Source organism: Streptomyces naganishii JCM 4654 (assembly GCF_014650575.1).
GTDB classification, from domain to species: Bacteria; Actinomycetota; Actinomycetes; order Streptomycetales; family Streptomycetaceae; genus Streptomyces; species Streptomyces naganishii.
Genome location: NZ_BMVF01000003.1, coordinates 297,159 through 310,460, shown reverse-complemented (window position 1 = coordinate 310,460; position 13,302 = coordinate 297,159). Strand labels below are relative to the sequence as shown.

Sequence of the window (13,302 nt, the reverse complement as noted above, 5' to 3'; positions counted from 1 at the left end):
CGCCTTCAGCCCTCCTGGCCGGCCTGGTAGACGCCGAAGGCCGCGCCCTGGGGGTCGCGCAGGACCGCGATGCGGGGGCCGTCCGGCACGGAGGTGGGCTCCTGCAGCGCCTTGGCGCCGGCCCGCAGCGCGACCTCGGCGGTGGCGTCCACGTCCTCGACCGCGAAGTACGGCAGCCAGTGCGGCGGCACGTCGGCCGGGAAGCGGCCGTGCATCGACGTCATGCCGCCGAAGTCCTCGCCGTGCAGGCCCCACTGCGTGTACCACTCGGAGGCGTTCACGCTCCAGCCGAACACCGACGTGTAGAAGTCCCGGGCGCGTTTGATGTCACGGGTCGCCAGCTCCACCCACCCCAGCGAGCCGGGCCGGTTGAACACGTCCGCGCCGCAGAAGTCACCGGCCTGCCACAGGTGGAACGCGGCGCCCGAGGGATCCAGCGCCACCGTCAGGCGGCCCTCGTCGAAGACGTCGATCGGCCCGCGGATCACCGTGCCCCCGGCCTGCGCGACCTTGTTCGCCGCCGCGTCCGCGTCGCCGACGGCGAACGTCACGCTCCAGGCCACCGGCTGCGAGGGCCGGTACAGCGGCCCGAGCCCGGCCACGGCCGCGTCGCCCAGATGGACCACCGTGTACCCGCGCAGCTCCTCACGGGGGTCCGTCTCGCACCGCCAGCCGAAGACCTCCCCGTAGAACCGCTTGGCCGCCTGGAGATCGCTGGTTCCGAGCTCCGCCCAGCAGGGGCCGCCGACCACCGGTTTGTCGAACTCCATGGCATTCCTCCGGGATGGCTCGTCCCCACCACCAGCACGCTAGCCCCGGGCGACGACGGCGGCCAGCCGGAGGCAGGCGGCTGTGACAGGGCGGCCGCGCGCGGCCCTGCCCGGCCGGTCCGCGAGGCCGTCCCGCCCGGCTAGACGCCCGGCCGGTAGCGCAGCGGATGGTCCGCCGGCACCTCCACGAGCACCAGGGGGACGCCGTCGGGATCGGCGATCCACATCTCGATCAGCCCCCACGGTTCGCGCACCGGCGGCCGCACGATCTCCACGCCCTTGGCTCGCAGCTCCTCGTGGGCGCCGGCCACGTCCGCCACCTGGAGCCACAGCCGCACCGGCGCGGCCCGCGCGTCCGCGCCGGCCTCCGCACGCCCGGAGAGCTCGAGGAACCCGCCGCCGAGGAAGTACACGGTGCCGCGTTCGGGCCCGGTGCCGAACTCGCGGTAGACGGCGAGGCCCAGCTGCTCGCCGTAGAAGACTCGGGAACGTTCGGGGTCCGTGGGCCGGAGCAGTGTCCGGCCGCTGAGTACGTGCACCATGCGTCCGGACCCTAGGGCCTGGCCGGCCGGTCATGGCGCAGACACGGGGGCCGGCCGGATGCCGTGATCGCCCTGTGCCCTGTGCCCCGATCCGCCGGACGGACCCTGGTGGCAGGATGGCGTCCGGCCCCCTGCCGCGCCCGAGAACGAGAGGCATGATCCATGGAGTCCGCCGCGACCGCCCCTTCCGCCAGGACCACCCCGACCTTCCGTGACGCCACCGACGCCGACGTCGACACGCTCGTCGCGCTGATCGAGTCGGCCTACCGCGGGGATTCCAGCCGGGCCGGGTGGACCACGGAGGCGGACATCCTCCAGGGGCAGCGCACCGACCCGGAGGGCGTACTGGAGGTCGTCGAGTCGCCCGACAGCCGGCTGCTGACCGTGGAGCAGGACGGGCGCGTGGTCGCCTGCTGCCAGCTCGAGCACCGCGGCGCGTACGCCTACTTCGGCATGTTCGCGGTGAGCCCCGCGCTCCAGGGCGCCGGGCTCGGCAAGGCCGTCATCGCCGAGGCCGAGCGCCTGGCCCGTGAGACCTGGGGCGCCACCGAGATGCACATGACCGTGATCAGCGTGCGCGAGGACCTGATCGCCTGGTACGAGCGCCGCGGCTACCGCCGTACGGGAAGGACGACCCCCTTCCCGTACGGCGACGAGCGCTTCGGCATTCCGCAGCGCGACGACCTCGAGTTCGAGCTGCTGGTCAAGGAACTCGCGTGACGCGCACGGACGCCCGCTACGCCGTGAAGCGTCCCGTGCGCTTGATCTCCGGGTAGTCGGTCGTCGCGCCGTCCAGCTCCAGGGCGCGCGCCAGCCTGAGGTGGTCCAGGGTGTTGACCACCCAGCCGATGATCCGCAGGTCCGCCTCGCGCGCGTGCTCGACGATCTCCAGCGTCAGCCGGCGGATGTCGAGCACCAGCGTGGCCGCGCCCACGGCGGTGGCGCGCTCGACGACCTCGGTGCCGTAGTGCTCGGCGACCAGCGCGGTGCGCACGCCGGGGACCAGGCGGGCGATCTCGGCGATCGCCTCGTCGTGGAAGGACAGCACCTCCACCCGGGAGACCAGGTCACGCCGCAGCATGACCTCGGCCAGGGCGCGCGCCGCCGCGGCGTCCTTGATCTCGGCCTGGACCGGGATGCGCACGGCGTCGACGACCTCTTCGAAGACGGGGATCCGCTCGCCGTGCCCGGCGTCGAGGGCGCGCAGTTCGGCGAGGGTCTTGTCGGCGATCGGGCCGCTGCCGTCGGTCGTGCGGTCCACGTCGGCGTCGTGCATGACGACGAGCGCGCCGTCCTTGCTCAGGTGCAGATCGAGTTCGATGACGTCGAGGCCGGCCTGCTGGGCGGCGACGAAGGAACGGAGGGTGTTCTCGGGCTCGACACCCATGACTCCGCGGTGACCGATGGTAAGGAAGTTCAAGGTTCAACTCGCTTCCGTCGACGGCGGCTCGGCGCGGCGCGGAGCGACCGGACGTCGTCGTCCGCGCGGCAGTGCCCGGAGCCTAACCGTCCGGGCGCGTGATGAACCCGTGTCTGCGCGGGGCAGTGGGGTGACGGCCGGGACGCGGCGGGGGCGGATCCGCCGGGGCGGTCACTCCGGCGTGGGCGAGTCCCGCGCGCGTTGACCTCCGCCCGCCGCGCCCGGCGCACGGCTGGAACTCGCCGTCGCCCCCCGAGGGTTGGCTCACCCGACCGGCCTAGCGGAAGTAGCCGCCGTCCGGGTGTCCGGCAGGAAAATGGGCGGCAAAGAAGGGTCCGCACAGAATAATTTACGGAGGGCGCCCTTGCTGACGGAAACCCCGTATGTATACGGTCTGCTTACGCGAGCTTCTCCCGTGGAGGATGGGACATGACGGAAATTCTTGTGCAGGTGGGTGCGGAGGGACAGGTTCCTCCGGCGAGCAGGGTGGTGGAGCACCCGGCATGGCCCGTGCTCAAGGATGCCGTGGAGCGGATCCGGCCATGGCAGTCCAAGGACGGGTCGATCGACTTCGAGGCCGAGGGCGCCCCCGCCCGCGCGGACGCCGAGGAGGCGGTGCGCCGGGTGATCGGCGCGGTCGAGGAGCTGTCCCCGCTGCTGCCGCATGACGCCGCCTACCACGAGGCGCTGGTCAAGGACCTGAACCGCTGGGCCGACGGCGGCTTCGAGGTGCCGGACTTCCTTGACTCGCTGCTGGCCTTCCAGCCGGCCGCGCTCCGCGCCGACGGCCTGCAGCACCTGGTCGTCTTCCCGATGTACACGCAGAACGGCAACCCGGACCGCAACCTCGAGGCGGTCGTCCTGCGCATGGTCTGGCCCGAGTGGCTGGCCGAGCTGGAGCGCACCCGCTACGACAACCCGCTGTTCTGCGGCATCACCTTCGAGGACTTCACGGCCGGTTACGACACCAACTCCGCCGTCCTCTTCCCGGAGACGATCGCCGTCCGCGAGGCGCCGGAACGATTCTCCTGGGGCGGCATCTTCTGCGACCGCGAGGCCGCCCGCTTCCGCCGCGTCACCGCCGCCGCCGTCGACCTCCTCGGCCTCCAGCTGCCCGAGGACATCGCCGCCATGGTCCACGACCAGAAGCGCTGCGAGGAGGCCTTCGTGCTGTGGGACATGGTCCACGACCGCACCCACAGCCACGGCGACCTGCCGTTCGACCCGTTCATGATCAAGCAGCGCCAGCCGTTCTGGATGTACGGCCTGGAGGAGCTGCGCTGCGACCTCACCGCCTTCAAGGAGGCCGTCAAGCTCCAGGCGGACGGCGTCGCCCAGGCGCGTGACGTGCAGTACGCGGTGCTCTTCGACCGCATGTTCCGCTTCCCGGTCACCGGCGAGCGCGTGCGCAACTACGACGGCCTCGGCGGCCAGCTGCTCTTCGCCTACCTGCACAAGCACGACGTCGTGCGCTGGACCGACAACAGGCTCTCCATCGACTGGGAGCGCGCCCCGCAGGTCACCAACCAGCTGTGCGCCGAGATCGAGAAGCTGTACCGCGACGGCATCGACCGCCCCAAGCTCGTCCACTGGTTCGCCGGCTACGAGCTGGTCTCCACCTACCTCGCCCCGCACCCCGGCTCCAAGTGGGCCAAGGGCCCCGACGCCCTGGACCTGACCCAGCCGCCGCGCAAGCTCGTCGATGACGTGCTTCCGGACGAGTTTCCGCTCAGCATGTTCTACGAGGCACTGTCCAAGAAGCTCAGGAATGTGATCGCCTCCACCAAGGGCATCACGGCGGACAGCGCCGAGCGGATCGCCGCGTGAGCGACCGCGTCCAGAACACTGCTGCTACGGAGGCGAAGAAAATGGGGAACGGGGCTCTCAGCGGTGCGGTGATCGCGGTGGCCGGCGCGGGCGGACCCGCCGGCCGGGCGGCGCTGCTGCGCCTCGCCGAGGCGGGCGCGACCGTCATCGGCGCCGACAACGACCCGCAGCGGCTCTCGGAGGCCGTGGACGCGGCCCGCTACGCCTCCGGCGGCGCCACCGTCACCGGGGACACCGTCGACCTGCTCGACCTGAAGTCCACCCGGGACTGGGCCGCCCACATCGAGAAGGACTTCGGCCACGTCGACGGCCTGGTCCACCTCGTGGGCGGCTGGCGCGGCAGCGAGACCTTCACCAAGACCAGCCTCGACGACTGGGACTTCCTCGAGCTGCTGCTCGTCAAGACCGTGCAGCACACCTCGCTCGCCTTCCACGAGGCGCTCCAGCGCAGCGACCGCGGCCGGTACGTGCTGATCAGCGCGTCCGGCGCCACCCGGCCCACCGCGGGCAACGCCGCCTACTCCGCCGCCAAGGCCGCGGCCGAGGCCTGGACCCTGGCCATGGCCGACTACTTCCGCAAGGCCGGAAAGGCGGAGGGCGCCGAGGGCGCGACGTCGGCGGCTGCGATCCTGGTGGTGAAGGCGTTGGTGCACGACGCGATGCGCGCCGAGCGCCCCAACGCGAAGTTCGCGGGCTTCACGGACGTCAAGGACCTGGCCGAGGCCATCGAAGGCGTCTGGAGCATGCCCGCCGCGGAAGTGAACGGAAACCGTCTGTGGCTGACCGAGAAGCCGTGAACCCTCCCCGGACCGACGCACGCCGCCACCACGATCCGGAGACACGCGGTTTCGCCAGTGACAACTACGCCGGGGTCCACCCGGAGGTGCTCGCCGCCCTGGCCCTGGCCAACGGCGGGCACCAGGTCGCGTACGGCGAGGACGACTACACCGGCAACCTCCAGCGGATCGTGCGCAGCCACTTCGGCGCCACCGCCGAGGCGTTCCCGGTGTTCAACGGCACCGGCGCCAACGTCGTCGCGCTCCAGGCGGTCACCGACCGCTGGGGCGCGGTGATCTGCGCCGAGAGCGCGCACATCAACGTCGACGAAGGCGGCGCGCCCGAGCGCATGGGCGGCCTGAAGCTGCTCACCGTGCCCACGCCCGACGGCAAGCTCACCCCCGAGCTCATCGACCGGCAGGCGTACGGCTGGGACGACGAGCACCGCGCGATGCCGCAGGTCGTCTCGATCACCCAGAGCACGGAGCTCGGCACGCTCTACACCCCCGAGGAGATCCGCGCGATCTGCGAGCACGCCCACGCGCACGGCATGAGGGTGCACCTGGACGGCTCCCGCATCGCCAACGCGGCCGCCTCGCTGGACGTGCCCATGCGGACGTTCACCAACGCGGTCGGCGTCGACATCCTCTCGCTGGGCGGGACGAAGAACGGCGCGATGTTCGGCGAGGCGGTCGTCGTCATCAACCAGGACGCCGTGCGCAGGATGAAGCACATCCGCAAGATGAGCATGCAGCTCGCCTCCAAGATGCGCTTCGTCTCGGTGCAGTTGGAGGCCCTGCTCGCCAGGGACCTGTGGCTGCGCAACGCCCGGCACGCCAACGCGATGGCGCAGCGGCTGGCCGAGGGCGTGCGGGCGGTGCACGGGGTGGAGATCCTCTACCCGGTACAGGCCAACGGCGTCTTCGCCAAGCTCCCGCACGACGTGAGCGAGCGCCTGCAGAAGCGGTTCCGCTTCTACTTCTGGGACGAGGCCGAGGGGGTCGTCCGCTGGATGTGCTCCTTCGACACCACGGAGGACGACGTGGACGCCTTCGTGGCGGCGCTCAAGGATGAGATGGCCCGCTGACGGCCGACGGGTCGCCGGTGCGATCTGCATAGTTATGCGATCACTCGAAAAGTCATTGACTGGCGAGTGATCGCATTCCTATGCTCTGCGGACATGGAGCTGATCCAGAACACCCCTGATCTGTCCGCCTATTTGGCCGCCGACGAAGCCATTGACCACGAGCACCCGGTGGTCCGCGAAACAGCCGCGCGCCTGACCGAGGGGGTGGCGGACTCGTATGCCTATGCGCGGGCCGCCTACGAGTTCGTACGCGACACCATCCCGCACTCCCACGACGCCGGCGATCCGCGCGTCACCTGGCGCGCCTCGGACGTCCTGAGCGGCCGCACCGGGATCTGCCATGCCAAGGCGCACGCGCTGGCCGCCCTGCTGCGCGCCGAGGACATCCCCACGGCGCTGTGCTATCAGCGGCTCGCCCACGACGACGGCGCCGGCCACGTGGTGCACGGGCTCGTCGCGGTGCGGTTCAAGGGTGCCTGGCACCGGCAGGACCCGCGCGGCAACAAGCCCGGCGTGGACGCCCGCTTCTCCCTCGCGGGCGAGCGCCTGGCCTTCACGCCCGACCCGGCCGCGGGCGAGTACGACCACCCGGTGCTGTACGAGGCCCCGCTCCCGGCCGTGCTCGACGCACTCAAGGCCGCCCCCGACCGGGCGCGGCTGTGGAAGACGCTCCCCGGCGACCTGTGACCCGGGACGGCCGGCCCCCAACTCACGGCCGGCGGAGGTGTTCCAGGTCAGTGAGCCGTGCGCAGCTGCTCCGGGGTCGGGGCCGTGCCGCCGAGGTGGGCCGGCATCCACCAGGTGTCCTCCGGGCCCCTGGGACGCACCGGGTAGGCCCGCTGGGCGGCCTCGAGCAGCTCCTGGACGCGCTCGCGCAGCCGGCGGGTGATGGCGCCCGCGTACTGCTCGCGGGGGGCCTCCAGCGGCTCGCCGACGCGGATCGTGATGGGGGTGTGGCTGCGCTTGAAGTTGCGCGGGTGGCCCTTGGTCCACAGCCGCTGCGTGCCCCAGACCGCCATCGGCACCAGCGGCACGCCCGCCTCCTGGGCCAGCCGGGCCGCCCCGGACTTGAAGCTCTTGAGCGTGAACGACTGCGAGATCGTGGCCTCCGGGAAGACGCCGATCACCTCGCCCGACCGCAGCGAGTCCAGCGCGTGCGCGTAAGCCGCCTCGCCCTGGGCGCGGTCCACCGGAATGTGCTTCATGCCGCGCATCAGCGGGCCGGAGATCCGGTTCCGGAACACCGACTCCTTCGCCATGAAGCGCACCAGCCGCTTCTGCGGCAGTGCGGCAAGGCCGTTGAAGATGAAGTCCAGGTAGCTGATGTGGTTGCTCACCAGCACGGCGCCGCCCGAGCGCGGGATGTTCTCCGAGCCGCGACAGTCGATCCGGAGGTCCCACACCTTGAACATCGTGCGGGCGAGACCGATGACGGGACGGTAGACGAGCTCGGCCATGAGCGGGGCGGACCCTTCTGTCTGCCAGGGACGGGGGACTCCCGGCGGAAGTTACGCTGCCGTAGGTTTACGGCACGTGGCAGATCGTGCCCCAAGAACGGCCGGGGAGCCAGCCCGCGTGCCCGCGCGGGGCGAGATCCTCGTCACGTCGGCCCAGTGCGCCGCCCCGGAGGCCACACCCTACGCACCGTCACCGGCCGCGCCGACAGATACATCTCGCAGCCGGGCAGTATCCGGACCCCGCGCCCAGGAAGGCGGCCGCAGGCGCCGCGCCGGTCGCCGCGGGACGCAGCCGGGCAGGCCCGAGCGGGTGGCCGACGGGCCATGGCCCGCGAAGTCAAGGCCCCGACTGTGCGAACCGCGGCGGCCGCGGCGCCCCGGGCGCGGCTGGCGGCCCGCTCCGCGGCCGGACGACCGTCCGGAGCGGCGACGCCGTACGGCGACCGCCCTCCACCCGCCGCACCCGGCAGGAACGCCGGCGCCCGCCAGGCCCGCAGCCGGGCGCGGCCGGTGAACGGCACCACCGCCGGCATCGCCGCCCCGAAGCGGGGCTCTCGCGCGTCGATGTCCATGCATCAAGCGTTCCGCGACGGGGACCCAATCCGGAGGGCGGGAATCCTCGCGGCCTCGTGAACGCTGAAGGCTGAAGGCTGAAGGAGGACGATGGCCGCACTGGCGGGGTGCGGGGCCGTGCTCGCGGCGGCGAGCGCCTTCACAGTGCCGCATCGGCGGCGGAACGGGAGAGTACGCGTGCGCGGGCGTGACGAGGGCAGACGGCTCGGGGCCGCAGAACTGGGCGGCGGCTTGGGGGAGCGCGCCACGCTGGTGCAGTTCTCCAGCGCCTTCTGCGCGCCCTGCCGCGCAACGCGGCGCATCCTCGGGGAGGTCGCGGGCGTCGTGCCAGGGGTGGCCCACATCGAGATCGACGCCGAGGCCCGGCTGGAGCTGGTGCGCGAGCTCGGCATCCTCAAGACGCCGACGGTGCTCGTGCTGGACGCGCGGGGCCGCGTCGTGCGGCGGGCCGCCGGCCTGCCGCGCAAGGCGGACGTCATCGCGGCCCTGGGGGAGGCGGTCTGACGCCCCCTCCGGTGGCCCTCGCACCGGCCCCTCGGTCAGCCCTCGCGCCTGCCGTCGCGGCGCCGCCCCGAGTGACGGTGAGGCATCTCCCAGATCCCGGGACGTACTTGACTGCGCGCGCCACCTGTCGTCAGCCTGACTGCATGCATTGGGAACTCCTTCTCTTCGGGCGGGCGGACGTCGACCTCGCCCGCCACGCGAGCGCGCGCTGTCCGGGCTGGTGAAAGGCCCCGGATCCCGCTCGCCCCACCAGCAGAAGGACAACTCCATGACGGCCACGCCCGGCCTCACCGCGTTCCAGCTCGCCTCGCCCGACCTCCTGCGCTCCGTCTTCCGCCGGCACGCCTCGGGTGTGGCGGTGATCACCGCCAACGGTGAGACGGGACCGGTCGGCTTCACCGCGACCTCCCTCACCTCCGTCTCCGCCGACCCGCCGCTGGTCTCGTTCGGCATCGGCACCGGCGCGTCGAGCTGGCCGGCGATCTCCCGGACCGACCACGTCGGCGTCCACATACTCGGCGAGCACCAGCAGGAGCTGGCCGCCACCTTCGCCCGCAGCGGCGCCGACCGCTTCGGCGCCCCCACCGCCTGGCGCGAGGGCCCCGAGGGCGTGCCGCTCCTGGACGACGTGCTCGCGTGGCTGGTCTGCCGCGTCGTGGGGCGTGTTCCGGCCGGCGATCACCGCATCGTCCTCGCGGAGGTCGTCCTCGGCGACCCGGCCGGCGCGGGGCGGCCCCTGCTCTACCACCAGGGCCGCTTCAACGGCCTGCGCGACTGACCCCGCGGCCGCGCCCTCCTGCGCAGACGTCGAATTCCGGTTACGCTGCGTTGCGAAGGTCACAGTTCAAAGCGCTTGCTTAGCGGGAATGAACTGGGTGTACTGACGAGTAATATTCCGCTCGGAGCGCGGGGTCGCCCCGACCGGGATCGGCCGCTTCAGGCGCCTATGCTGCCTGGAAGAAGGCAGCCCAGAAATGACGATGCAGTAGGAGAGCCGGCGTGAGCTTGAGGATCGTTGTCACTGTGAAGTACGTGCCCGACGCCACTGGCGACCGGCACTTCGCCGATGACCTGACCGTCGACCGTGACGACGTGGACGGTCTGCTCTCCGAACTGGACGAGTACGCGGTCGAGCAGGCGCTGCAGATCGCCGAGGACGCGGACGACGCCGAGGTCACCGTCCTGACGGTGGGCCCCGAGGACGCCAAGGACGCGCTGCGCAAGGCCCTGTCGATGGGCGCCGACAAGGCGATCCACGTCGAGGACGACGACCTGCACGGCACCGACGCCATTGGCACCTCCCTGGTGCTGGCCAAGGCCATCGAGAAGGCCGGCTTCGACCTGGTCGTCTCCGGCATGGCCTCCACCGACGGCACCATGGGCGTCGTCCCCGCGCTGCTGGCCGAGCGCCTGGGCGTGCCGCAGGTCACCCTGCTCTCCGAGGTGTCGGTCGAGGACGGCACCGTCAAGGGCCGCCGTGACGGCGACGCCGCCTCCGAGCAGCTCGAGGCCTCGCTGCCGGCCGTGGTGTCGGTGACCGACCAGTCGGGTGAGGCGCGTTACCCGTCCTTCAAGGGCATCATGGCGGCCAAGAAGAAGCCGGTGGAGTCCTGGGACCTGTCCGACCTGGACATCGACGCGGACGAGGTCGGCCTGGACAACGCCTGGACGGCGGTCGACGCCGCGACCGAGCGCCCGGCCCGCACCGCGGGCACGATCGTCAAGGACGAGGGCGAGGGCGGCAAGCAGCTCGCTGAGTTCCTCGCGAGCCAGAAGTTCATCTAAGGGCTCGCGCCCGCTGACCGCCCCTCCACTTCCGTTTCCGCAGGAGAGCAATCCCATGGCTGAAGTTCTCGTCTACGTCGACCACGTGGACGGTGCCGTCCGCAAGCCCACCCTGGAGCTGCTGACCCTGGCCCGCCGCATCGGCGAGCCCGTCGCCGTCGCCCTGGGCAACGGCGCCGCCGACACCGCCGCCGCCCTCGCCGAGCACGGCGCGGTCAAGGTCCTCACCCACGACGCCTCCGAGTACGCCGAGTACCTGGTGGTGCCGAAGGTGGACGCGCTGCAGGCCGCCGTCGAGGCCGTGTCCCCGGCCGCCGTCCTGGTGCCGTCCTCCGCCGAGGGCAAGGAGATCGCCGCCCGCCTGGCGCTGCGCATCGGCTCCGGCATCATCACCGACGCCGTCGACCTGGAGGCCGGCGAGGAGGGCCCGGTGGCCACCCAGTCGGTGTTCGCCGCCTCCTTCACCACCAAGTCCCGTGTCTCCAAGGGCACTCCGGTCATCACGGTCAAGCCCAACAGCGCCGCCGTCGAGGCCGCCCCGGCCGCCGGCGCCGTCGAGGCGCTGTCCGTGTCCTTCTCCGAGAAGGCGACCGGCACGAAGATCACCGGCCGTACCGCCCGTGAGTCGACGGGCCGCCCCGAGCTGACCGAGGCCGCGATCGTGGTCTCCGGCGGCCGTGGCGTGAACGGCGCGGAGAACTTCTCGATCATCGAGGCCCTCGCCGACTCCCTCGGCGCGGCCGTGGGCGCCTCGCGCGCCGCGGTGGACGCCGGCTGGTACCCGCACACCAACCAGGTCGGCCAGACCGGCAAGTCCGTCTCGCCGCAGCTCTACATCGCCAACGGCATCTCCGGCGCCATCCAGCACCGGGCCGGCATGCAGACCTCGAAGACCATCGTCGCGGTCAACAAGGACCCCGAGGCCCCGATCTTCGACCTGGTCGACTACGGCGTGGTCGGCGACCTCTTCGACGTCGTCCCGCAGCTCACCGAGGAGATCAAGACCCGCAAGGGCTGAGTTCTCCCCCTCCCGGCTGTACGAGGCCCCCGTGACCCTTGGTCACGGGGGCCTCGGCTTGTCGCCGCCGCCCGCGGGGCCCAGGCTGCGAACAGGTGTTGACCGGCGGGAAGGGCCGTGGATAACTTCGACCCCGTCGACTTCAACAATTTGTTGATGGTGTCGATTCCGCAGTGGTTCCGCATCGCGGAAACGGAAGACGGAAGGGCGTGGGGGCATGACCCAGGGCCGGAGCCAGGGCCACGACGGGCAGGAGCGGGTGGCGACCAGCCTCGAGGGCGCGGTCGGCGAGGAGATCGGCGCCTGGCTCGCGCCGGTCGACGCCGAACTCGAGCGCCGCTACCCGGGCGACCCGGGCACCCGTCAGCCCGTCCACACGGTCTACGTCCCCGGCGACGTCTTCGCCGCCGGCACGGTCCGCTCCTGGGGCGAGCAGGCCCTCGCCGCACTGGACGAACACGCGCCGGACGCGGAGTCGTTCGCCGCGGTGCTCGGTCTGAGCGAGGAACTCGGCGTGCCCGTCCACGACCGTGTGCGCGCCAAACTCGAGCGCGAGCCCGTCGAGGACCTGCGGATCGACTTCGAGGACGGCTACGGCGGGCGCCCCGACGCCGAGGAGGACCGGGACGCGGCCCGCGCCGCCCGGCTCGTCGCCGAGGTCCGCGCGGAGGGCACGGGGGCGCCCTGGACGGGCATCCGCGTGAAGTGCATGGAGGCGGCGGTCCGGGACCGCGGCATCCGCACCCTGGACGTCTTCCTCACCGGCCTGATGGAGTCCGGCGGCCTCCCCGCCGGGCTGGTCCTCACACTGCCGAAGGTGACGTACGCCGAGCAGGTCACCGCGATGGTGCGGCTGCTGGAGGCCTTCGAGAAGGCCCACGGGCTGGAGGAGGGCCGGCTCGGCTTCGAGATCCAGATCGAGACCAGCCAGGCGATCCTCGCCGCCGACGGCACCGCCACGGTGGCCCGCATGATCCAGGCCGCCGAGGGCCGCGCCACGGGCCTGCACTACGGCACCTTCGACTACAGCGCCTGCCTCGGCGTCTCCGCCGCGTACCAGGCGAGCGACCACCCCGCCGCGGACCACGCCAAGGCGGTCATGCAGGTCGCGGCGGCGGGCACGGGCGTGCGGGTGTCCGACGGCTCCACCAATGTGCTGCCGGTCGGCCCGGCCGAGAAGGTCCACGAGGCGTGGCGCCTGCACTACGGGCTCACCCGCCGGGCCCTGGCGCGCGCCTACTACCAGGGCTGGGACATGCACCCCGCGCACCTCCCCACCCGCTACGCGGCCGTGTTCGCCTTCTACCGCGAGGGCTTCCGGCAGGCCGCCACCCGCCTCGCCCGCTACGCGACCCGCGGCGCCGGCGACGTCCTGGACGAGCCCGCCACGGCCAAGGCCCTCAGCGCCTACCTCCTGCGAGGCATGGACTGCGGCGCCCTGACCCTCGACGAGGTCACCACCGCCACCGGCCTGACCCCCTCGGCCCTCCGCTCCTTCGCGGCCCCCCGCCGCGCCGGCCTCACCACAGCGCCCCACTGACG

Annotated in this window: 14 protein-coding genes and 1 pseudogene; 10 read left to right on the top strand and 5 right to left on the bottom strand. The window is 72.1% G+C overall.

The window, feature by feature from the left end; all coding sequences use genetic code 11:
• Positions 1 to 5 precede the first annotated feature (5 nt).
• On the bottom strand, positions 6 to 770 hold the full coding sequence (locus IE217_RS06765; protein WP_190176797.1) for a VOC family protein: 765 nt from the start codon (positions 768 to 770) through the stop codon (positions 6 to 8).
• Positions 771 to 910: 140 nt separating this feature from the next.
• Complete coding sequence (locus IE217_RS06760) at positions 911 to 1,312, bottom strand: VOC family protein (RefSeq protein WP_190176796.1); 402 nt, start codon at positions 1,310 to 1,312, stop codon at positions 911 to 913.
• Between the two features lie 162 nt (positions 1,313 to 1,474).
• Here IE217_RS06760 and IE217_RS06755 point away from each other — a divergent pair, with 162 nt between their 5' ends.
• On the top strand, positions 1,475 to 2,032 hold the full coding sequence (locus tag IE217_RS06755; protein WP_190176795.1) for a GNAT family N-acetyltransferase: 558 nt from the start codon (positions 1,475 to 1,477) through the stop codon (positions 2,030 to 2,032).
• Positions 2,033 to 2,048: 16 nt separating this feature from the next.
• Here the strand turns inward: IE217_RS06755 and IE217_RS06750 are convergent, their stop codons facing one another.
• A complete protein-coding gene (locus IE217_RS06750; RefSeq protein WP_190176794.1) occupies positions 2,049 to 2,732 on the bottom strand; it encodes a glycerophosphodiester phosphodiesterase in 684 nt (227 codons plus the stop codon).
• 429 nt (positions 2,733 to 3,161) lie between these two features.
• Here IE217_RS06750 and IE217_RS06745 point away from each other — a divergent pair, with 429 nt between their 5' ends.
• The 4 genes from IE217_RS06745 to IE217_RS06730 all read left to right on the top strand — a co-directional run bounded on the left by IE217_RS06745 (position 3,162) and on the right by IE217_RS06730 (position 7,110).
• Positions 3,162 to 4,559: a DUF6421 family protein gene (locus IE217_RS06745; RefSeq protein ID WP_190176793.1), complete on the top strand. Its 1,398-nt coding sequence runs from the start codon at positions 3,162 to 3,164 to the stop codon at positions 4,557 to 4,559.
• A gap of 41 nt (positions 4,560 to 4,600) precedes the next feature.
• Positions 4,601 to 5,356 carry an SDR family NAD(P)-dependent oxidoreductase gene (locus tag IE217_RS06740; RefSeq protein WP_190176792.1) on the top strand — a complete coding sequence of 252 codons (756 nt, stop codon included), beginning with the start codon at positions 4,601 to 4,603 and terminating at the stop codon, positions 5,354 to 5,356.
• Positions 5,353 to 6,423 carry a threonine aldolase family protein gene (locus IE217_RS06735; protein WP_190176791.1) on the top strand — a complete coding sequence of 357 codons (1,071 nt, stop codon included), beginning with the start codon at positions 5,353 to 5,355 and terminating at the stop codon, positions 6,421 to 6,423. The genes IE217_RS06740 and IE217_RS06735 overlap by 4 nt, the downstream gene beginning before the upstream one ends.
• Positions 6,424 to 6,516: 93 nt before the next feature.
• Complete coding sequence (locus IE217_RS06730) at positions 6,517 to 7,110, top strand: transglutaminase domain-containing protein (protein ID WP_190176790.1); 594 nt, start codon at positions 6,517 to 6,519, stop codon at positions 7,108 to 7,110.
• 47 nt (positions 7,111 to 7,157) lie between these two features.
• Here the strand turns inward: IE217_RS06730 and IE217_RS06725 are convergent, their stop codons facing one another.
• Both IE217_RS06725 and IE217_RS34510 read right to left on the bottom strand, forming a co-directional pair.
• Positions 7,158 to 7,880, bottom strand: a complete 723-nt coding sequence (locus IE217_RS06725; RefSeq protein WP_190176789.1) for a lysophospholipid acyltransferase family protein — start codon at positions 7,878 to 7,880, stop codon at positions 7,158 to 7,160.
• A gap of 143 nt (positions 7,881 to 8,023) precedes the next feature.
• Positions 8,024 to 8,452 (bottom strand): annotated as a pseudogene (locus IE217_RS34510) (DUF4395 family protein).
• A 91-nt stretch (positions 8,453 to 8,543) separates the two neighbouring features.
• Between IE217_RS34510 and IE217_RS06720 the strand changes: the two are divergent.
• The 5 genes from IE217_RS06720 to IE217_RS06700 all read left to right on the top strand — a co-directional run bounded on the left by IE217_RS06720 (position 8,544) and on the right by IE217_RS06700 (position 13,300).
• A complete protein-coding gene (locus tag IE217_RS06720; RefSeq protein ID WP_190176788.1) occupies positions 8,544 to 8,957 on the top strand; it encodes a thioredoxin family protein in 414 nt (137 codons plus the stop codon).
• A 268-nt stretch (positions 8,958 to 9,225) separates the two neighbouring features.
• Positions 9,226 to 9,735, top strand: a complete 510-nt coding sequence (locus IE217_RS06715; RefSeq protein ID WP_190176787.1) for a flavin reductase family protein — start codon at positions 9,226 to 9,228, stop codon at positions 9,733 to 9,735.
• A gap of 221 nt (positions 9,736 to 9,956) precedes the next feature.
• Entirely contained in the window at positions 9,957 to 10,742 is a 786-nt protein-coding gene (locus tag IE217_RS06710; protein ID WP_190176786.1) for an electron transfer flavoprotein subunit beta/FixA family protein, read from the top strand.
• 55 nt (positions 10,743 to 10,797) lie between these two features.
• Complete coding sequence (locus IE217_RS06705; RefSeq protein WP_190176785.1) at positions 10,798 to 11,760, top strand: electron transfer flavoprotein subunit alpha/FixB family protein; 963 nt, start codon at positions 10,798 to 10,800, stop codon at positions 11,758 to 11,760.
• 217 nt (positions 11,761 to 11,977) lie between these two features.
• Complete coding sequence (locus tag IE217_RS06700; protein ID WP_190176784.1) at positions 11,978 to 13,300, top strand: DUF6986 family protein; 1,323 nt, start codon at positions 11,978 to 11,980, stop codon at positions 13,298 to 13,300.
• The last annotated feature ends 2 nt before the right edge of the window (positions 13,301 to 13,302 follow it).

Coding starts and splice junctions, on each gene's coding strand:
- IE217_RS06765 (WP_190176797.1), bottom strand. CDS start 770: ATGGAGTTCGACAAACCGGTGGTCGGCGGCCCCTGCTGGGCGGAGCTC.
- IE217_RS06760 (WP_190176796.1), bottom strand. CDS start 1,312: ATGGTGCACGTACTCAGCGGCCGGACACTGCTCCGGCCCACGGACCCC.
- IE217_RS06755 (WP_190176795.1), top strand. CDS start 1,475: ATGGAGTCCGCCGCGACCGCCCCTTCCGCCAGGACCACCCCGACCTTC.
- IE217_RS06745 (WP_190176793.1), top strand. CDS start 3,162: ATGACGGAAATTCTTGTGCAGGTGGGTGCGGAGGGACAGGTTCCTCCG.
- IE217_RS06740 (WP_190176792.1), top strand. CDS start 4,601: ATGGGGAACGGGGCTCTCAGCGGTGCGGTGATCGCGGTGGCCGGCGCG.
- IE217_RS06730 (WP_190176790.1), top strand. CDS start 6,517: ATGGAGCTGATCCAGAACACCCCTGATCTGTCCGCCTATTTGGCCGCC.
- IE217_RS06725 (WP_190176789.1), bottom strand. CDS start 7,880: ATGGCCGAGCTCGTCTACCGTCCCGTCATCGGTCTCGCCCGCACGATG.
- IE217_RS06720 (WP_190176788.1), top strand. CDS start 8,544: ATGGCCGCACTGGCGGGGTGCGGGGCCGTGCTCGCGGCGGCGAGCGCC.
- IE217_RS06715 (WP_190176787.1), top strand. CDS start 9,226: ATGACGGCCACGCCCGGCCTCACCGCGTTCCAGCTCGCCTCGCCCGAC.
- IE217_RS06705 (WP_190176785.1), top strand. CDS start 10,798: ATGGCTGAAGTTCTCGTCTACGTCGACCACGTGGACGGTGCCGTCCGC.
- IE217_RS06700 (WP_190176784.1), top strand. CDS start 11,978: ATGACCCAGGGCCGGAGCCAGGGCCACGACGGGCAGGAGCGGGTGGCG.